The sequence below is a fragment of the Thermoplasma acidophilum DSM 1728 genome (assembly GCF_000195915.1).
GTDB lineage: Archaea > Thermoplasmatota > Thermoplasmata > Thermoplasmatales > Thermoplasmataceae > Thermoplasma > Thermoplasma acidophilum.
This window is the reverse complement of the sequence record NC_002578.1, coordinates 1,136,455-1,155,068: the sequence shown is the minus strand read 5'-3', so window position 1 is coordinate 1,155,068 and position 18,614 is coordinate 1,136,455. Positions and strand designations below refer to the sequence as shown.

The following is an 18,614-nucleotide window of genomic DNA, read 5'->3' as shown; positions in this document are numbered from 1 at the left end:
TTTTTTGCGTATTATACTGGACTTTTGATTTCACATAGGGCGACATTTTAAACGTTCTAATTTAGGAAAGGCTTATTTATGAAATTTTGATTATGAAGTTGTGGAAGAAAACATTGAGAGCGTCGAGGAGTGGGTCAATAAACTTGACATAGAGACAACCAAAGATATCCATGTGCCTAAACTCCTTTTTGATCAGGTCATCGGGCAGGATCAGGCCGGCGAGATCGTTAAAAAAGCCGCCCTTCAGAGGAGGCACGTGATCCTGATAGGAGAGCCGGGTACTGGAAAATCGATGCTTGCACAGTCAATGGTTGATTTCCTGCCCAAGAGTGAACTGGAGGATATTCTCGTTTTTCCAAATCCGGAAGATCCAAACAAGCCAAAGATCAAAACTGTCCCTGCAGGGAAGGGCAAGGAGATCGTTAGACAGTACCAGATCAAGGCGGAGAGGGAGAAAAGGGACAGATCCAGAAGCATAATGTTTGTGATATTCTCAGTTGTATTGCTGGGTATAATAGCTGCAATAGTTCTTCGTTCCATAACTCTGATATTCTTTGCCATAATGGCCGCGGCCTTCCTGTACATGGCCATGGCCTTCAACCCTGTGATAAGAAACGAGAGGGCCATGGTACCGAAACTGCTCGTTTCCCATAACCCGAACGACAAACCTCCATTCGTTGATTCTACTGGAGCGCATTCGGGTGCCCTGCTGGGAGATGTCAGGCATGATCCTTTCCAGTCCGGGGGCTTGGAGACCCCAGCCCATGAGAGGGTTGAGGCGGGCAACATACACAAGGCCCACAAGGGTGTCCTATTCATAGATGAGATAAACCTTCTCAGGCCCGAGGATCAGCAGGCAATACTTACTGCACTGCAGGAAAAGAAGTACCCGATTTCAGGCCAGAGCGAGCGCAGTGCAGGCGCCATGGTGCAGACAGAACCTGTGCCATGCGACTTTGTACTCGTTGCTGCCGGAAACTATGATGCGATAAGAAATATGCACCCTGCGCTCAGGTCAAGGATACGCGGATACGGTTATGAGGTCGTTGTGAACGATTACATGGATGACAACGACGAGAACAGGAGAAAGCTCGTTCAGTTCATAGCACAGGAAGTTGAAAAGGACAAGAAGATACCGCACTTTGACAAGTCAGCCATAATAGAAGTTATAAAGGAAGCTCAGAAGAGATCCGGAAGGAGGAACAAGCTGACCTTGAGGCTCAGGGAGCTGGGCGGACTCGTCAGGGTAGCCGGAGATATAGCAGTATCGCAGAAGAAAACTGTCGTTACAGCAGCCGATGTAATAGCCGCTAAGAACCTAGCGAAGCCTCTGGAGCAGCAGATAGCTGACAGGTCCATTGAGATAAAGAAGATATACAAAACATTCAGGACAGAGGGCAGCGTTGTGGGAATGGTAAACGGCCTGGCTGTTGTTGGTGCGGATACCGGCATGTCTGAATATACCGGTGTAGTTCTGCCAATAGTTGCAGAGGTCACCCCGGCCGAACACAAGGGTGCTGGAAACATAATAGCTACCGGAAAGCTCGGAGATATTGCCAAGGAAGCTGTGCTCAACGTATCGGCGGTATTCAAGAAGTTGACAGGAAAGGACATATCCAATATGGATATTCACATACAGTTCGTTGGAACTTACGAGGGAGTTGAAGGAGACTCAGCCAGCGTATCAATAGCCACTGCAGTTATCTCAGCGATAGAGAACATACCAGTGGATCAGAGCGTTGCCATGACGGGATCACTCAGCGTCAGGGGTGATGTTCTACCGGTTGGCGGCGTAACCGCAAAGGTTGAGGCAGCTATAGAAGCAGGTCTGAACAAGGTCATCGTCCCAGAACTGAATTACAGCGATATAATACTGGATGCAGATCATGTGAACAAGATAGAGATCATACCTGCAAAGACCATCGAGGACGTACTGAGAGTTGCTCTTGTCAATTCGCCCGAAAAGGAGAAGCTCTTTGACAGGATATCAAACCTGATCAACGCGGCCAAGATCATAAAGCCGCAGAGGCCAGCCACTCCAGCAACCACAAGAGCAGGAAATAATGCAGCTTAAAACAAAATTTTTTTATTGCAAAGATACGGATATTTCCAGCATAATCAAATTTGTAAGATCCAGGCGTTCTGTATTTCAACCTGTGAAACTGGACTGTATAGCTTCAATTTCCGCTCTTGAATCAGCCATGGAAAGGGCCATAAGGCGTTCAGAAAATGGTAGCAGGATCAGGGATGTCGGTATACTGATACTGATGTATCTTTGCGGGTGCGATCAGATACAGGACGCCATAAAAAAATGCGGGGTTTCTGCTGGGGACAGGTCATTTGCGCTGGTCTATGAGGATGAATCCGATATAAGTGACTTTATTTCGCAATTTCCAGAAGTATCGGAGACTCAGGCATCGATTCCGGCCGATCACAGTGATGACATGATCTTTGAAAGGATGTCATACGTGGACAGTACGCTTGACTGAGCCATGATTAGCGAGATCATAAGGAAGATCGATCTTCCAAGCTCGCCAATGAAACCGGCAAGATCTCCGTTTATGCCTCCGAATCTGCGAATTACCGCCATCTTAACTATTATAAAGATGAGAAACGCAAGTGCAACGGATATCATTATAGACGCACGAGAGAGAAGAGCGAGTACAATGGGTATGACCACGAATTCCACGGTATACAGCGAATCATGCTTTCTGTACAGGTCTATGAACAGACTTCCAATGCCCTGAAACAAAGGCCTGGATCTGTGGAGCGTTATCATCATCATCGACTTCGATAAGAATTCTGCCAGTATAATGGAAAAAATCCCGATGTAAAGATCCATGCTGGAAAGGGAGATCAGGGCCAGAAGGTATACGAAGATGAGTGTGAAGACGCCGCCGGCCCCCACATCGTGATCCTCAAACACCTCCCTGATCCTGGACCTGTTTCTTATCATCATCGCGTCGCCCGCGTCCGCTACCGCATCAACGTGGTTCAGGCCGTTGACAATGTAGATGGCCGATACTGAAATGAATGAAGCCAGGAGTTTTGAGATCCCGTAAATTGCAACGTAAAGGGAGGCAGCCAGAGCCGCATCAAAAAGTGCAACAAGCGGCACGTAGGCTATAAGGTGTTCATCCAGTTCAGACTTTATCGGTATTATGGTGAAGAAGGAAAAGGCAGACCTGAGACCCTTCATTTCCCTAACTCTTTCTCAGCAAATTCCCTGAATGCCGCTATATCTTCCCTTGCGTCCAGCGCAGTCAAACAGACGCGCAGATACCCGTCCAGTCCGAAGTAGGATCCAGGCGCAACGAGCACGCCATAGCCACTGATGGCTTTGGAAGCCATCATCTCCGAATCGAACCTTCCGTCACCGACGAACATGAACGGTGCACCCTCATATTCGTCTGAATAGAAACCGAAGTCAGATAGTTCCTTCCTGGCAATGTCGGCATTTTTCCTGACGATGCTGTGCGTCCTTTCCCTGAACCTGTCCCACTTTTCAATTGCCTGCCTGGCCAGAAACAGGGAAAACCGCGCATTGTTTATGGTTGTGAGATCCTTTATTCTCCTGATGGCATCTATGTTCTCCTTATCGGAAACTATCCAGCCAACTCTGAGACTGCTCAACCCGTAAAATTTCGTCATCGTGTTGGATACTATAAGGTTCTTTGAACCATCGTAAAGCGATGAGCCCCTATCATCCGTGAAATCGTGGAACGTTTCGTCTATGTATACGTAGCGGTACGTTCTTCCTGCATCCCTGACCAGATCTGCGATGTCTCCGTATTTTCCCGTTGGGTTATTTGGGAGGCTGAGGGCAAGGCTTTCGCTGTTTTTCTCGGCCTGGCCTATCTTCTCAAGCTTTACCCTTCTTACCCTTCTATCGAGCGATTCTGGAACGATGAATATCGGCTCGTATTCAGGAGAGGGTACTGCGATCACTTCGGAACTGGCGCTGATGAAAGCGGAGGCCAGGAAGATTGCCTCGGTACCACCGTTCGTTATTATGACGTTGTCCCTATCGACACCGTATCTTCTTGCCACGGTATCCCGCAGGGCTGCATCAAGATCTACCATCTCATTCAGATAGCTCTCATATCTCGTGTCTATGCCCATGCTTCGGAGGTCTGGCTCCGGCATTCCACTGTTCGAAAGGTTGTGCTTCGCCATAGAACGGTATCTATCGAGGAACTTCAGCCATTTGAATTCCACAATCTCCATGGAGATCATCTTTGAACTTCTGTACTGCAACATCTGCAGAATGGATAAAAAGAATTTGTTTGTTGAGCACAATTTAAAAAACTGTCCTTTTTATTTCAATCGCCAGAGGCAATGCTGAATTCATCTCTTCGCGCCGTTATTATGGCGGCCAACATCATTGTTTCATGCCGTCTCGTTCTCTGGCTCAGGTATAAGCTTGCGAACGTACCAGTTCCTGTCAAAAGGCATTATATCATCCAGGCCCTGCCCGGTACATACGAAAAGTACTGGCTTTTTCAGGTCATGATATATGGAGAGTATTGAGCCGCCTCTGGCATCAGTATCAAGTTTAGTTACTATAACGCCATCGTATCCGACGTTCTCCTCAAACATCCTGGCCTGGTTCACCGAGTCCTGGCCGGAAACAGCATCGATCACGAGCAGGGTAAGATCAGGCTTCGAAACCCTCTTTATCTTCTTCATCTCATCAAGGAGGTTCTTGTTGGTATTCATTCTGCCAGCAGTGTCTATCAGAACGTAGTCTATGTTTCTGGCCCTGGCATGCTCTATCGCGTCAAAAGCGACAGAAGAAGGATCGCTCCCCCTGTCGTGCCTGATGACTTCTGTTCCTGCCTCCCTGCCTATGAGCGATATCTGTTCGATCGCACCGGCCCGAAACGTATCAGCTGCTGCAATGACGACGCTTTTGCCGTTGCGCTTGAGATAATGGGCAAACTTTCCAATGGTTGTGGTTTTGCCGGTTCCGTTTATACCCAGGAACAGCACCACGAACGGTTTCTTATTCACATTAAGTACATCGAACTTGTATTCCGGCATCATCTCCAGTATGGATGATGAGAGAACCTCATTTGGATCCAGGGTGGTATCCTCCTTCAGTTTATTCCGGACAAGTGATGCCAGATCCTCTGCAGCTTCGAGGGACACATCAGCTTCTACAAGCTTGAGCGGTATTTCATCCGCCACCTCGTCCGGATCGATCTTTTTACGGTGAAATATTTCAGCAAATTTCTTTTTCAGCTTTTCGAACATATGCCATCATTTCACATTTCTCGTTGCCTCTGTGGCGTAGACTGTGTTGTACTGATCAACAAGCGTTTTCCTCTGATCCAGGAGCTTCTGTATCGAGGCCTTTATATCCTCAAGGTTTTTCTTCAGCCTCTCCACGGATCTTTCCTTTGTCTCAGCAACGTATATCCCGGAACCAATTGGAACGATGAGATCCTCATCAATAGTTATGTTGCCCTTGGCGAAGAGTCCAGATCCTATTGAAATGAGCTTCTCCGGGCTGCTGGCAAGATCGCCGTTGGACAGAAGGTCTATGGTGCTCTGCACCTCAATCATCGCCTTGTTCAGGGTATCGATCTGTGAATCAACGGATGATATAAGCGATTCGATATAATTCAACTGAGCTTCAACATCTCTGGCCATAATTCATCCCTCAAACAGCTTTTTGCTTTCCTTCAATGCCTCAAGGACAGGCATTGTTTCACCACTTAAATAGCTTATCAACGCACCACCTCCGGTGGATGCATGATCGATCATCTTGGTCAGACCTAGTTTGTCAAGGGCGCTGAGCGTGTGTCCGCCTCCTGCAAGCTTGAATGCCTTGGAATGTGCAACAGCGGTGAACACTTCCCTGGTACCGGAAGAATAATCCTCTATTTCGTACATACCCATAGGTCCATTCATGAATATGGCCCTTGCTCCGTCAATTATCTCGGAATATTCTACAATGGTATCCAGCCCTATGTCAGCCAGTATCTGGTCGTCCGGGATCTTCTCGTTTATCGATATCCTCTGACCCGATGGATTCATCACGAAATCCGTCGGCATAACCAGTTTATCTCCGTATTTTGAAAGGATTGCCCTGCATTTGTCGAGCAGCTTTTCGTAATCTCCGTTATTCTTCATTATGAATTCCCTGTTCTTTTTTCCTATATCAAATCCGGATGCCCACAGGAAAGCGTTGGCAACGACTCCGCCAGTTAGAATTTTATCCACGAACCCTCTAGATAGGAAGTTCTCCGAGACTGCTATTGAATCCTCTATCTTAGCCCCGCCAAGTATTGCAATCTTCGGCTTTTCCCTTATCTTTCTGAATCGTTCTATCATGCTGACCTCCCTTTCTATGAGAGTGCCGGCTATGTTTGGTTTTATCCTGTGGAATCCAACTAGAGTTGTCTGTGCCCTGTGTATTGCAGCAAAGGCATCTATGATGAAGTAGTCAAACAGCGGAGACAGGCTTCTCACTATGTTTGATGATTCCATGCTTTCGATCGTGGTTAGGTCAACCTCCTCCGAATAAAACCTTGAATTCTCCAGCATCACTATGTCCCCATCTGACATTTCGGATACCGCCCTGTTGACCTGGCTTCCGAAGAGCTGATCCACGAACTGCACCCTCTTGTTGAGAAGGTGCGAAAGTATCTGTGCATGCTGTCTGAGTGAGATAAAATCGTCCTTTCCAGGTCTGCTCTGATGGGCAACTATGACGACCTTGGAATTTCTCAAATTCCTTATCGTGTCTATGTGGGCCCTGAACCTGTCAATACCCATTATCTCACCGGTCAGCGGATTGACGGGTGCATTTATATCCACCCTCAAGTATACTGTTTTTCCCGCAAGATCGAAAGAATTCATCAAGAAGAACTCATCCATAGTAGTGAATATGCCCGGTTATTAAATTTATTGCTGAAAATCGGCATGATTAATAAATTGAGACACGATACAGTCAGGATGGATGGCCTGATAACGGCGGCCGGCCTCGGTACGCGCTCAATGGCTTCAAAATATTACAGAAAAGAGATCTTTTCCGTTTACGATGAAAGGGACGGTCAAATGGTCATAAGGCCCATGCTCGATGCCGTCATTTACCGTATGAAGTATGCGGGTATTGATAACATATATGTGGTTCTCGATCATGAGGATGGCGTTACCAAAAAATTTATAGAAGAGAGCTATCCCGACCTCCACATAATTGAACAGCGGGAACGAAGGGGTTATGGATATGCGGTATACCTCGCAAGGGATCACATGGATTCTCCATTCGTGCTGAATGCAGGAGATGGGATGCTTCTTGATCCTGATGTTGAGAACACCATAGTGCACAGCTTTAAGGGCGGTAACCTCCTCGTGGCATTTCAGGTTGATGATCCAAGAAAATACGGTGTTCTGGAAATGTCCGGAGATAAAGTGGTCGGGGTAAGGGAAAAGCCTGAAAAGCCTCCATCAAACCTGGCGCTGGCCGCCTTCTATGTCCTCGATCCTTCAATATTCGATCATATAGATATAGATCGGAAGGAGTCGGAGCTCACGCCTGCCATAGATGCAACAATAAAGGCTGGAGTGAAAACAGAAGCCAGAATGATAAGGAAGGATGAATGGATAAGCGTCGGCCAGGTATCCAGCTATGTTGACGTGGTTAACAGGACATACAGTTTTGCCAGAGAAAGGGCAAAAACAGGGGATTTTAAGAAATAGCATCAATTGTACGCTGACAGCTTCCAGAATGTCTTAGGCATAAGCGTGCCCCTGAGGTTATATATCCTGTCTCTAAATTTTGAAAGATCTGATATGGCATCCACTATCTCTTCTTCAATGATCTTCGTCCTCCTGTAGCCCATTTCTTCGAGCTTCCGGTGCTCTGGATTGTAGTAATGTTCCTCCTTTTCTACCCTTGGATTGTCCAGGTGTGCAATTTCGGGCCTCTTTCCGTACTCATTTTCGAATATCCTCTGAACCATCTCAGCCAGCTGTCCCACACTGTATTTCTCGTCGAACTGATTTAGAACCCTGTATTCTCCAGCCTTTGGAGGTTTCTCAAGTGCAAGCGTCAGGCACTGAATGCTGTCGTTCAAAGACAGGAACCCGCGCGTCTGGCCGCCCTTTCCGTACACTGTGAGAGGCATATCGATTATAGCCTCGGCGGTGAATCTGTTGAGGGCAGTTCCATAAACCTCGTCAATATCGAACCTTGTGTACAGGCCTGTTTCATCAATCTCCTGCGTCTTCGTTCCGTAAACGACACCCTGCATTACATCGGTCACCGCCAGGTTCCAGACACGGTTCGCGAACATGAGATTGTTTGAATCGTGAACCTTTGTCCAGTGATACCACGATCCGGCGTTCTTAGGGAAAGGTAGCACATCCCTTCTTCCATTGTACTCGATCTCGAAAAACCCCTCTGGAATGTCTATGTTCGGAGTGCCATATTCGCCCATGGTGCCAAGCTTCAGGATGTGCGCCTCCGGTACAATGTCCTTTATGGCATATATGAGATTCATCGTGCTTGTAATGTTCTTCACCATGGTCTCGTTTGCCTCTCTGAGGCCTATCATGGAGTACGGTGCGGATCTCTGTTCAGCCAGATGCACAACCGCATCCGGCCTAATTTTTTCGATCACCTTGTACACAAAATCCGGATTGGACGCATCGCCATAGAAGAACGGTATCTGATGTCCAAAATGCCTTTTCAGCCTCCTATTTCTTTCATGGAACGATAGTATCGGAAGTGCAGAATCAGAACCGACCTTTGAAACACGCCTTCTCGTTATATAGTTGTCAAGGCCGTACACCTGATGCCCCCGGTTCAGGAGCCTCATAGCCAGCGGAAAGCCAATATATCCGTCTATACCCATTATCAATATTTTCATTCGAGATAGAATTTTACAGAGGTTAAAAATCTTTTATCATGTTTATGGCTAATGCATGAAAAAGGATACATCTGCCTGCATAAAAGGGAGATTTGAAATACGGGCAGTCAATTAAGCGCAAACTGAGATAATACTCCGTCTTTCCTCAGAGGTGTATCAGTTGGTGTATTATGAGGCATTTTCAGCGCGCGAGGCACTGATAGAAATACGCGGATTGAAAAAGGTCTATTCCAGCGGGAAGGTGGCACTTGGCGGAATTGATCTGGATATACCGAGTGGCATCTCTGCTATCATCGGAAGGAACGGAGCGGGCAAGACCACGCTCATGAGGATACTCTCGACGCAGCTTCTGCCGACATCCGGTAGCATCAGGATAAATGGCTTCCACGTGGTCAGAGAGGCTTCGAAGGTCAGGAAAATAGTGTGCAGCATTCCGCAGGAAGCTTCCCCCATTGGTGTTCTGACTCCGCTTGAACAGGTGAAGATGTATCTTGTTGCAAGGGGATTCTCGTATTCAACAGCAGATGCAGAAGCGAAGAGGGCTCTTGAAGAGGTCGGCCTCGCGGAAAGCATGCGGGTGCCTGCGGACACGCTATCAGGTGGGATGAAGAGGAAAATATTCGTGGCAATGGCGCTTGCATCAGGCAGCGAAATCGTCTTCATGGATGAGCCGACCACCGGTCTTGATCCGATATCCAGATACGAAGTCTGGGCTGCCATAAGGAAACTCGGATCCAACGTCCTTCTTACGACTCACTACATGGAGGAGGCTGCTTCCCTGTCATCCTATATCGTGCTCGTGGAATCAGGAAGGATCATGAACAGGGGAATGCTGAGGGAACTGCTATCGGTCTTTTCAGGAAAGGTCAGGGTAGAATGCAGGCAGTATCAGGAAGAATCAATAGAAATTGGTGGGATCTACATAAAATATGTGGATTCTGACGAAGCTGAAGCTTATGTGAAGATGGGTTGCGACGTGAAGAACATAACGCTTGATGACCTTTTCATAAAGGAGAGGATACAGCTTGAACCTTAAATTCATTCTGCTGTTTGCATGGTACTATGGATTCCGTGCAGTTAAGCGTGGGCCATCCTATCTCATATCAGCCATGAGCACACCTCTTGCTCTGTTATTTCTGATATTCGTAATTTCTAAGGGCCGGCTCCTCGACTACGCACTGGTTGGAGGCTTCATAGGCCTGGTATCATCGGTATCGTTGTCCAGCGCAGGTGATGCGGCATTCCTGAGGCTTCAGCTGAGAATTCAGGACCTTTTTGTGGCCACTTCGATATCACCCACGGATTATATGATGGGGCTGACGCTGAGTTACCTGATCTTTTCGATCCCAGGCCTCATCGTTTATGGAATTCTTGCGGCTATATTCCACATCTTCACTCTTGCGGGTGTCCTGGCCCTTTTCGGTATCCTGGTTCTGCTTACCGTCGGAACAAGTTCCGTTTCGTTCATAGTTTCAGGCATGATAAAGCACGTGCGGAACGTATGGGGAATAGCTGGGATACTCTCTGTTGTGATGACGGTACTGCCCCCTACATTCTACCCATACACGATCATCCCAAAACCATTTCTATACGCTCTTTCAATATCTCCTGCTACCTCCGCCTCGGTAATAATGCAGGGGGTACTTGGCCTATCCCCTATGATGCTGACAATGATTCCGATATTCATAGCTGAAACTCTGATCTATGGTTTTGTTGGCAGAATAATGATAAAATGGCATTCAGAGGAATGAACGAGTTTCGGGATGGAGTGCGGGGATCTACGGATCAGGTACCGATTCGGAAGAAAAATATATTTGGGAATATTATACCGAAAGATGAACCAGGTTGTCGAATTCCTCAAGATATTCATACCTCTTTTCATCGTGATAGATCCTTTCGGAAGCCTGGTTCTTTTCACCTCCATGACATATAATTTCAACGAATCTGAGAAGCTCAGGGCCACAAAGGATGCCGTATTCTACGGTGGCATTATTCTGGTCCTGTTTGCCCTGGCTGGAGAGTACATAATCTACTTTTTCGGGATATCCATAGAAGCCCTCGAGATGGCCGGCGGTATAATACTTCTTCTCATGGCGGTGGAGATGATAATGGAGGGAAACCGGCCGAAGTCATCCGGATCGGAGATAGTCGATTATGATATAGGCATAGTGCCATTTGCAACGCCTATGCTCGCAGGGCCGGGTGCAATTTCACTGGTCATAATACTCATGAAGGGGCCGATCATAGCCAAAATCTACACCATAATATCCATAGCTATAATATTCGCGATGGTTTACATCTTTTTCAAATGGTCATCCGTGGTCTCCAAGTTCATAGGGGCCAAGGTCATGAAGGCCATATCGCGAATATTCGGCCTTCTGCTTGCTGGATTCGCCATTCAGTATTTCATCGACGCGATAGTTGCCCTGTCGTTGCTGAAGTGATGTCAGTAGTCGCTGCGTTGCACTTAGTTCATGTGCATTCAACACGCCTATTATCTTCATCATCCACATCAGTATCTCCGCAGCAGCTTGAAGTAAACGAAGCCACCGACTATCTGTATAAGGCCGCCGATCTCAACAGGCAATGGTGGATAATAGTCCATCAGATACCCGGCGATTCCTGAAGTGCTCTGCATTATTCTGGAAGGGGCTCCCTGTATGCTTGAAGCAGTCCCCAGATCCTCGTCCTTGATTCCCTGTATGTTCACTACATTCCTTATGGGCGTGCCGAATCCCGCGACGACCGTCCTGACGATGTAAATGGTCGATCCCATGATGAATATGGGGCTTGCTGCCATTGCTATAAGCAGAATGCCCTGCAGTATGCGCGTAAGTGAACCGAAGTAAACGGCACGCTCTCTTGATATGTGTATCCTGCTCGCCAAAAGCGAACCAATGGCAGTAGTTATGTATGAAATCGTAAAGACAAGGCCTATCTTCGATGCACTGACGCCGTACCTTATCTCGAACCATGCAGATATGAGCGCCATTGAGAAGCCTATGGCACTTCCATTTATCACATTGGTTATTATCACTCGCGCAGAGAATTTCATAGTCTCCTTTCTGAGGAACTTCGTGGTCTTCTTCTGCCTCCTGTCCCTCCTTATCATCGTGAGGGAAACAAAGGAGAGAAGTATCAGTATAAATGCAACATGATAAAGTATCTCGAAGGCGCCAAGATCTCCGTATATCCTGGTGATAAAACCGTGCAGATATAACAGTAAGCTTCCGCCAATGCTGGCTATTGAGGCAACGAAGGTGATCTGGGCCATTCTCTCTATTCGGATAGACGGTTCCTGCCATATCCTGGCCAGGTACGGTGTTATGCCAACGGAGAATGATCCCCTCATGCCGCCTGGAGCACCCGCACTTCCTGATATGACGGTGGCTATCACGATCAGGGGTACGGATCTTGTGAACGCAAGGATCCCAGACGCAAGCAATGCAGGGATCTCTCCGAATACAAGGGAATACTTGTACCCTATGCGGTCACCAAGCATGCCTATGGCTATGGTCACCGATACATTTGCAAGCGCCGTGCCGACATATATTATCCCAACGTTTACAATGCTTATCCTGTTTAAGAGCAGGTAGAGTGGCAGAGACAGGGCCATGAATATGAGGCCGGCACTCCTGAAGGCCCTTGATGCGAGGATCAACCTGAATGAATTTAGATATGCGTCATCACCCATAGAAATCATTGTTCCAAATGATGGTTTATCACTAAACAATATTTATAGGCAACGACGGAAGGGAAGACCTGCAGGGGGATATCAGCGCGATTTTGCTGATCGAAGGGATGCTTGGAACGCTAAACTAAAATGCATGTCCGTGATCTCTCTTCACGGTGATCAGTACTGGACAGCTCAGAGTGGCCTTTTTCGTCAATCCTCTCGCAGGATACGGATCCTTCTTCAATCTTAAGGGGTCAGACGGTCTGAAGATAGAAGACCCAGAAAAATCTATATCCATAAGAAGATCAATGGAATTTCTTCGTCTGGTGGATTTTTCAAGGTATTTTTTCATCGTACCATCAGGGTATATGGGGGAAAGGGAGGTCTCCGCCTTCACCAGCAGATACAGCGTCATATATCAGGCGCATTGGCCAAGCACACGGGATGATACACTTGGATTCCTCAGGAATGTGGGAGATGCGGACATACTCGTCTTTGCTGGCGGCGATGGCACGGCAAGGGATATCCTGTCCGCAGGCGTACGCATTCCAGTGATAGGAGTACCTGCAGGCGTTAAGATGTACAGCTCTGTCTTCGCCATAAGTCCGTCACATGCTGCCCAGAGCCTGAACGCAATATCCAAGCCAGACATCAGGACGGCCGATGCGGAGGTCATGGATATAGACGAGGAACTGTACAGAAGAGGGGTGCTCAGTGCAAGATCCTACGGGTACCTCAAGGTCCCAATCCTGAATGATATTGTGATGAATTCAAAGGCAGAGTATGATATGGGCGGCGTAGAGGACATTGCAGAATACATAATCGATCATATGGATGACCGTTACTATGTGATAGGGCCAGGAAACACATGCAAAACCATAGAAACTGAGATGGGCATAAATACGAATCCGCTGGCATTTGACATAATCAGAAACAGAAAACTCATAAAGGAGGATGCAGCTGAACAGGATATATACGATGCCTGCAGGAAAGGATGCAGATTGATCATATCACCGATCGGAGGTCAGAATTTCCTGATAGGGAGGGGAAACAAGCAGATATCCTCAAGAGTGCTTGAACTGTTGGATGCAGAAGATATAATAGTTGTTGCCTCGCCTTCCAAGGCTGAAACCATCAGGGCGCTCTACGTAGATTCGGACGTCAATCCATGGAAGAACGGATATGTGAGGGTTCTATCAGGCTACGGCAAATATAAAATTGTTCCTGTAATATTGTGACAGAGGTAAGAATTGAGAATACTTTACTTTACTGACACCTATTACCCCACTCCGGACGGGGTTTCTGTATACCTCAAGGAGGTAAAACAGAAGCTTGAGGATGAGGGGCACGAGGTGATGATCTTCTCGGTCACCGGAGATTCCAGGGAGCATAATGTGTACGTACCGAAGTACACGGCTCCATTCTTGCCATACCCACAGTACAGGGTGCCGGTGTCATTCATACCATTCCGGGTATTCAGGAGAGCGCTGGAGTTTAATCCAGACATAGTGCACCTGCACAATGCATTTTACATGAGCTCCGTGGGGTATCTCGTCGCAAGGAGGATCGGCGTCCCGCCAGTTGCCACATTTCACACGGACGTATCCAGGATGAAGGAAAGCATAAACATGCCATTCAAGAACCTTGCCTTCGACCTGGGAGAACGCTACAGCCTTTTTCTTTACAGAAAATGCAGGATGGTAATGGCACCAAGCGCAACGGTTGAAGAGTACCTGAAGATCAGGGGGGTGAAGAATGTGGTCACTCTCCCGCTCTTCGTGGACACCGATAAGTACAGGTATGTTCCGGCGGATTCCGGAGAGAGATACATACTCTACCTGGGTAGAATCACTGTTGACAAGGGCATTTACAGGGTGCTGGATCTCGCTGAAGCAATGAAAAGCGAAGATGTGAGGTTCAAGATAGCGGGAGTTGGGCCGGAGCTGGATAGGATAAGAAGAATCGTGAAGTATCACGGCATGAAAAATGTTGAGATACTCGGGTATGTAGATGACCAGAGGAAGATGGACCTCATGGCAAATGCAAGCCTCTTCGTCTATCCGTCTTCGGCTGATACCTTCGGGATATCCGTCTTCGAGGCGCTGGCCTCCGGAGTACCCGTCATGGTTTCTGAAGACTTTCCGGTTAAGGAGAATACCGAAGCCATATCATACGTCAAGTTCGGCGATATCAGATCAGCGGTGGAGACCGCAGAGAGAATTTTGCATGAAGATAGAAGGAAACTTGCAGCCGAGGCCAGGCATCTCGTAGAGTCAAAATACAGCCTCGAGAGGCATATATCATCGTTGCTTGAGATCTACGATTACATCAGGGCTGAGAGAAGAAAAATGGGATCTTCAGAGAAGATGAGAGCGGACAATTCCGCATACAGATGAAAGTGCTGTTTTCTCAACTGATTTATTAATGAAGACCGCATGCCCCATGGATGATTTTCAGGACCATCAGGATCAGGGATGCGGATGATGCCAGGCTAAAGGCAATAAGCAAGAGGCTCGGGTTGGCTCTCTCTCTGGATGAGATGAAAGCCGTCAGATCGTATTTTGAGAGGCTTGGCAGGGATCCAATAGATGCCGAAATCCATGCCGTTGCCCAATCCTGGAGTGAACACTGTTCATACAAGTCATCTAAGTACTATCTCAAGAAATATCTTGGTTCGTTGAAGACAGATTACACGATCCTTGCGATGGAGGATGATGCAGGCGTCGTGGATTTTGATGGGGAATACGCTTATGTGCTGAAGATGGAGAGCCACAATCATCCCAGCGCCGTTGAACCCTACGGCGGCGCAGCAACAGGAATCGGAGGAATAGTCCGGGATGTACTCTGCATGGGAGCACAGCCGGTTGCCCTTATAGATTCCCTGTTCTTGGGCGATGTTTCGTCGGATCGCTATGAGGGGCTGCTCTCACCGAGATACATATTCGGCGGTGTGGTAGGAGGCATAAGGGACTACGGTAACAGAATAGGCATTCCAAACGTTGCCGGTTCGCTTTACTTCGATAAGCTCTACAACTCAAACCCTCTTGTCAATGCCGGTTGTGTAGGTATAGTGCGGAGGGACAGGATCGTCAGGTCAAAATCCTACAAGCCGGGCGACGTCCTGGTACTCATGGGGGGCAAAACCGGAAGGGATGGCATACATGGCGTGAATTTTGCGAGCACAACCCTGGGCAAGGTCACAAAGAGCAGCAGGCTGGCCATTCAGCTGGGAAATCCAATAGTGGAACAGCCGATGATAAAGGCCGTTCTGGAGGCAAACGACGCGGGGCTGATACGTGCGATGAAGGATCTCGGAGGCGGAGGGCTATCGAGTGCGGCCACGGAGATGGTTTATGCTGGCGGGTTCGGGGCCGAAATAACTCTGGATGACATAAAGCTCAAGGAGTCAAACATGTCAGGATGGGAGATATGGATAAGCGAGAGCCAGGAACGCATGCTCATGGAGTGCTACCCTGAAGACGTGGAAAAGATAAGGCAGATAGCCGAAAAGTGGAACCTCGATTTCTCCGTGATAGGACAGGTAACAGCGGATCGCAGGATAAGGGTGTATTACAAGAAGAGAAAGATCATCGACATGGATATAGAATTTCTCGACGATTCGCCCGTCTATCAGAGGCCATACCGGATTAAGGAAGTGGAAAAATCCGTGACGGTTCCGCAGGAGCCGGAGGATCTGAACAGCTTCGTCAGGGATTTCATGGCAAGGTTGAACACATGTGCGAGGTTCAACGTTGTGAGGCAGTACGATCACACCGTCAGAGGATCTACGATAGTGACACCATTCGTGGGCCGGCCAAACAAGGAGACGCATGCAGATGCAACCGTCATAAAGCCTCTGGAAAACTCGATGCGTGGGCTTGTTCTGACTTCAGGATCAAGGCCAAACATGGTCAGCGTTGATCCGTATGCCGGAACGCTTCTGACGCTGGCAGAGGCATACAAGAACATACTCTCAACGGGGGGAAGGCCACACTCCGTTGTAGACGCCCTGAATTTCGGGAATCCGGAGCGCGAGGAGATCATGGGGCAGTTCGTAGAGTCCGTCAGGGCAATTGGTGACTTCTGCAGGAAGATGGGGTTGCCAGTTGTTGCTGGAAACGTGAGCTTTTACAACGAATACAGGAAGACCGATATAATGCCCACGCCGACGATAATGATGGTCGGCCTCATAGATGATGTGCGGCGATCTCGGACAACTTACATGAAGGGATCTGGCAACGCGATCTATCTCATAGGCGAACCGTGCGACAACTTAACCGGAAGCGAATACAGCAGGATGCATGGATATACAGATGGATTTTTACCGGCGCCTGATCTGGATGAGCTGACGCGCATACGTGATTTTCTCTCATCGAAGGCTGACATGATCCTATCAAGCCACGATGTGTCATCCGGCGGGCTGTTCGCTGCACTTTCAGAGATGTCCTTCGGTTCTGGTATAGGATTCCACGTGGACATAAGCAATGTATCGGCAGCCAGGCCCACTGTGAAGCTGTTTTCGGAATGCGGAAATGGTCTTGTCCTGGAGATAGCCAAGGATAAGGAAGAACAGTTCGTCGATGGTTCTAACGGACTGGCCATCAAGCGCCTAGGTGAAACCGGTGGTGACCGGATAATCGTGGACGAGGCCGGCCTGAACATTATAGATGTTGCAGTAGATGATCTCAGAGGGGCCTGGGAACATGGCCTCGATAGGTATATCTGATCATGCGGTGATTCGATGGAAGAAACCGATACGCTTGAGGAAATTCAGTATATAGAAGAAAAGGACGTGACAGTTGTGCTGAAGTACATGCTCGATTTCGACGCGGGAAGGACGTGCGGTACAATAGCCGTATATCAGGGCAGGGATGTGGGAGAGGATGCCTATGAGATATACATGGAGGTTCTTGACTGCAGAATGCAGAAGGATCGCGTTATATCAGCATTCCAGCGCGTCATAGATGAAATAAAGAGAGGCGACATTGAAGTCTAGAAACTGTATGGTCCTACAATCACCATTTTTTTAATTTGCATACCGAAGATCACGTGTAAACCTCGACGCTGACGCGATCCCCGTCATGGAGATTGATCTCTTCACGGAGATACTTATCGGATATGATCTCTATGACATCTGTGTAAACGGTTCTTTCTGGCATTATAACGAAGCATGGAATGTTCTGTATCTTGGCGGGAAAGGCCTTCACCGATCCGAACGTCCTGTCTTCAGTCTTGAAACCCTCTATGTGTATTCCCCTGAATCCCCGTATCTTCCTTAGCTCTGGAAGGCTGGCCTGATCAACCTTGATGTTAAGGGTGCCAAGGTAAGGTATAATGCCCAGTTTTTCCTGGAACTGGATTATGTATTGTTTTCTGGCCACGTAATACCTCCCCTCACCCATGCCAGAGGTTACCGTTCCCGTGATCACCACGTTGTTCTTTATGGCGAGGATCCTTGAAAGGTCCGCAAACTCAGTATAGAGAACGTCCAGGCCCTTTTCCGTTATATTCAGTATCTGCCCCCGCTTCGTTACCGTTCTTGTTATGTATCCATTCTTCTCAAGGTCTATGATTATCCTGGATGCCGACTGCTGGCTTATGCCGAGCATGTCCGCAAGTTTAGATGATGTCAGGTAGGCCCTGTTAGAAGCCTCGGCAGCCTCCTTTATCTTTTTTATGGCCCTGTAGTACTGATCGTCAGTTTCCATTTACAGGTTATTGTTGCCTATGATTTATTCTTTTTACTGAGAAGGTGATGGGAAAGCGTCTGATCAGAATTGGATGATGAAGTGAACGCGATGGGTTAAAAGGGCTTCTGGGCTGAATCTGCAGTGCATGATCAATTTGAGCAATACAAATCCTTGCATGCGGAAGCCGGGATTTGAACCCGGGTTAGGAGCTTTTTCCGAAGCTTGGGAAGCTCCTGTGATGCCAGACTACACTACTTCCGCTTTGCATCTAAGAACAGGCTGATGGTGTATATTTCATCTACATATATGGATTTCGCTGATTACCTTTAGTTGTGCTAATAGATCGAAGTAAGAATAAAAATTTGTTAT

The 18,614-nt window shown here is 47.8% G+C and carries 18 protein-coding genes and 1 tRNA gene; 10 read left to right on the top strand and 9 right to left on the bottom strand.

What is annotated here, in order from left to right; all coding sequences use genetic code 11:
• Nucleotides 1–100: 100 nt before the first annotated feature.
• A complete protein-coding gene (gene lonB, locus TA_RS05595) occupies nt 101–2,074 on the top strand; it encodes an ATP-dependent protease LonB (RefSeq protein WP_010901491.1) in 1,974 nt (657 codons plus the stop codon).
• Nucleotides 2,075–2,156: 82 nt separating this feature from the next.
• Nucleotides 2,157–2,489: a KEOPS complex subunit Cgi121 gene (cgi121, locus tag TA_RS05590; RefSeq protein WP_156778529.1), complete on the top strand. Its 333-nt coding sequence runs from the start codon at nt 2,157–2,159 to the stop codon at nt 2,487–2,489.
• Here cgi121 and cobS read toward each other — a convergent pair.
• The 5 genes from cobS to TA_RS05565 form a co-directional block, all read right to left on the bottom strand.
• Complete coding sequence (cobS, locus tag TA_RS05585) at nt 2,432–3,199, bottom strand: adenosylcobinamide-GDP ribazoletransferase (RefSeq protein ID WP_010901490.1); 768 nt, start codon at nt 3,197–3,199, stop codon at nt 2,432–2,434. The genes cgi121 and cobS overlap by 58 nt on opposite strands.
• On the bottom strand, nt 3,196–4,260 hold the full coding sequence (locus TA_RS05580) for a pyridoxal phosphate-dependent aminotransferase (RefSeq protein ID WP_010901489.1): 1,065 nt from the start codon (nt 4,258–4,260) through the stop codon (nt 3,196–3,198). Before TA_RS05580 ends, cobS begins: the two co-directional genes overlap by 4 nt.
• Before the next feature lie 129 nt (nt 4,261–4,389).
• Entirely contained in the window at nt 4,390–5,256 is an 867-nt protein-coding gene (gene ftsY, locus TA_RS05575) for a signal recognition particle-docking protein FtsY (protein ID WP_010901488.1), read from the bottom strand.
• Between the two features lie 6 nt (nt 5,257–5,262).
• Complete coding sequence (gene pfdA, locus TA_RS05570; protein ID WP_010901487.1) at nt 5,263–5,655, bottom strand: prefoldin subunit alpha; 393 nt, start codon at nt 5,653–5,655, stop codon at nt 5,263–5,265.
• A gap of 3 nt (nt 5,656–5,658) precedes the next feature.
• Nucleotides 5,659–6,885: a phosphoglycerate kinase gene (locus tag TA_RS05565; RefSeq protein ID WP_010901486.1), complete on the bottom strand. Its 1,227-nt coding sequence runs from the start codon at nt 6,883–6,885 to the stop codon at nt 5,659–5,661.
• A 78-nt stretch (nt 6,886–6,963) separates the two neighbouring features.
• On the opposite strand from TA_RS05565, the gene TA_RS05560 reads away from it, so the two are divergent.
• Nucleotides 6,964–7,707, top strand: coding sequence for a nucleotidyltransferase family protein (locus TA_RS05560; protein WP_010901485.1), 744 nt, complete (start codon nt 6,964–6,966; stop codon nt 7,705–7,707).
• 2 nt (nt 7,708–7,709) lie between these two features.
• On the opposite strand, the gene agl3 is transcribed toward TA_RS05560, so the two are convergent.
• A complete protein-coding gene (agl3, locus tag TA_RS05555) occupies nt 7,710–8,879 on the bottom strand; it encodes a UDP-sulfoquinovose synthase (RefSeq protein ID WP_010901484.1) in 1,170 nt (389 codons plus the stop codon).
• A gap of 196 nt (nt 8,880–9,075) precedes the next feature.
• On the opposite strand from agl3, the gene TA_RS05550 reads away from it, so the two are divergent.
• The 3 genes from TA_RS05550 (at nt 9,076) to TA_RS05540 (ending at nt 11,323) form a co-directional block, all read left to right on the top strand.
• Nucleotides 9,076–9,915: an ABC transporter ATP-binding protein gene (locus tag TA_RS05550; RefSeq protein ID WP_048162381.1), complete on the top strand. Its 840-nt coding sequence runs from the start codon at nt 9,076–9,078 to the stop codon at nt 9,913–9,915.
• Complete coding sequence (locus TA_RS05545) at nt 9,905–10,630, top strand: ABC transporter permease (protein ID WP_010901482.1); 726 nt, start codon at nt 9,905–9,907, stop codon at nt 10,628–10,630. The genes TA_RS05550 and TA_RS05545 overlap by 11 nt, the downstream gene beginning before the upstream one ends.
• An 84-nt stretch (nt 10,631–10,714) precedes the next feature.
• Nucleotides 10,715–11,323: a MarC family protein gene (locus TA_RS05540; protein WP_010901481.1), complete on the top strand. Its 609-nt coding sequence runs from the start codon at nt 10,715–10,717 to the stop codon at nt 11,321–11,323.
• 68 nt (nt 11,324–11,391) lie between these two features.
• Here TA_RS05540 and TA_RS05535 read toward each other — a convergent pair whose 3' ends face one another.
• A complete protein-coding gene (locus tag TA_RS05535) occupies nt 11,392–12,573 on the bottom strand; it encodes an MFS transporter (protein ID WP_048162379.1) in 1,182 nt (393 codons plus the stop codon).
• Between the two features lie 155 nt (nt 12,574–12,728).
• On the opposite strand from TA_RS05535, the gene TA_RS05530 reads away from it, so the two are divergent.
• From TA_RS05530 to TA_RS05515, 4 genes are read left to right on the top strand one after another with little or no spacing between them, the layout of a single operon-like run.
• On the top strand, nt 12,729–13,793 hold the full coding sequence (locus TA_RS05530; RefSeq protein WP_010901479.1) for an ATP-NAD kinase family protein: 1,065 nt from the start codon (nt 12,729–12,731) through the stop codon (nt 13,791–13,793).
• A gap of 12 nt (nt 13,794–13,805) precedes the next feature.
• Complete coding sequence (locus TA_RS05525; RefSeq protein ID WP_010901478.1) at nt 13,806–14,951, top strand: glycosyltransferase; 1,146 nt, start codon at nt 13,806–13,808, stop codon at nt 14,949–14,951.
• A 50-nt stretch (nt 14,952–15,001) separates the two neighbouring features.
• Nucleotides 15,002–17,281 (top strand): phosphoribosylformylglycinamidine synthase subunit PurL, encoded by a 2,280-nt coding sequence (gene purL, locus TA_RS05520; protein WP_010901477.1) that lies wholly within the window; start codon nt 15,002–15,004, stop codon nt 17,279–17,281.
• A 15-nt stretch (nt 17,282–17,296) separates the two neighbouring features.
• Nucleotides 17,297–17,551: a hypothetical protein gene (locus TA_RS05515; protein ID WP_010901476.1), complete on the top strand. Its 255-nt coding sequence runs from the start codon at nt 17,297–17,299 to the stop codon at nt 17,549–17,551.
• 49 nt (nt 17,552–17,600) lie between these two features.
• On the opposite strand, the gene TA_RS05510 is transcribed toward TA_RS05515, so the two are convergent.
• A complete protein-coding gene (locus TA_RS05510; RefSeq protein WP_010901475.1) occupies nt 17,601–18,263 on the bottom strand; it encodes a winged helix-turn-helix domain-containing protein/riboflavin kinase in 663 nt (220 codons plus the stop codon).
• A gap of 158 nt (nt 18,264–18,421) precedes the next feature.
• Nucleotides 18,422–18,506, bottom strand: a tRNA-Gly gene (locus TA_RS05505).
• Nucleotides 18,507–18,614 lie beyond the last annotated feature (108 nt).

What these genes read in the sequence shown, in the direction of transcription:
- cobS (WP_010901490.1), bottom strand. Translation starts at nt 3,199, where the DNA reads ATGAAGGGTCTCAGGTCTGCCTTTTCCTTCTTCACCATAATACCGATA.
- TA_RS05580 (WP_010901489.1), bottom strand. Translation starts at nt 4,260, where the DNA reads ATGTTGCAGTACAGAAGTTCAAAGATGATCTCCATGGAGATTGTGGAA.
- ftsY (WP_010901488.1), bottom strand. Translation starts at nt 5,256, where the DNA reads ATGTTCGAAAAGCTGAAAAAGAAATTTGCTGAAATATTTCACCGTAAA.
- pfdA (WP_010901487.1), bottom strand. Translation starts at nt 5,655, where the DNA reads ATGGCCAGAGATGTTGAAGCTCAGTTGAATTATATCGAATCGCTTATA.
- TA_RS05565 (WP_010901486.1), bottom strand. Translation starts at nt 6,885, where the DNA reads ATGGATGAGTTCTTCTTGATGAATTCTTTCGATCTTGCGGGAAAAACA.
- TA_RS05560 (WP_010901485.1), top strand. Translation starts at nt 6,964, where the DNA reads ATGGATGGCCTGATAACGGCGGCCGGCCTCGGTACGCGCTCAATGGCT.
- agl3 (WP_010901484.1), bottom strand. Translation starts at nt 8,879, where the DNA reads ATGAAAATATTGATAATGGGTATAGACGGATATATTGGCTTTCCGCTG.
- TA_RS05540 (WP_010901481.1), top strand. Translation starts at nt 10,715, where the DNA reads ATGAACCAGGTTGTCGAATTCCTCAAGATATTCATACCTCTTTTCATC.
- TA_RS05535 (WP_048162379.1), bottom strand. Translation starts at nt 12,573, where the DNA reads ATGGGTGATGACGCATATCTAAATTCATTCAGGTTGATCCTCGCATCA.
- purL (WP_010901477.1), top strand. Translation starts at nt 15,002, where the DNA reads ATGATTTTCAGGACCATCAGGATCAGGGATGCGGATGATGCCAGGCTA.
- TA_RS05515 (WP_010901476.1), top strand. Translation starts at nt 17,297, where the DNA reads ATGGAAGAAACCGATACGCTTGAGGAAATTCAGTATATAGAAGAAAAG.
- TA_RS05510 (WP_010901475.1), bottom strand. Translation starts at nt 18,263, where the DNA reads ATGGAAACTGACGATCAGTACTACAGGGCCATAAAAAAGATAAAGGAG.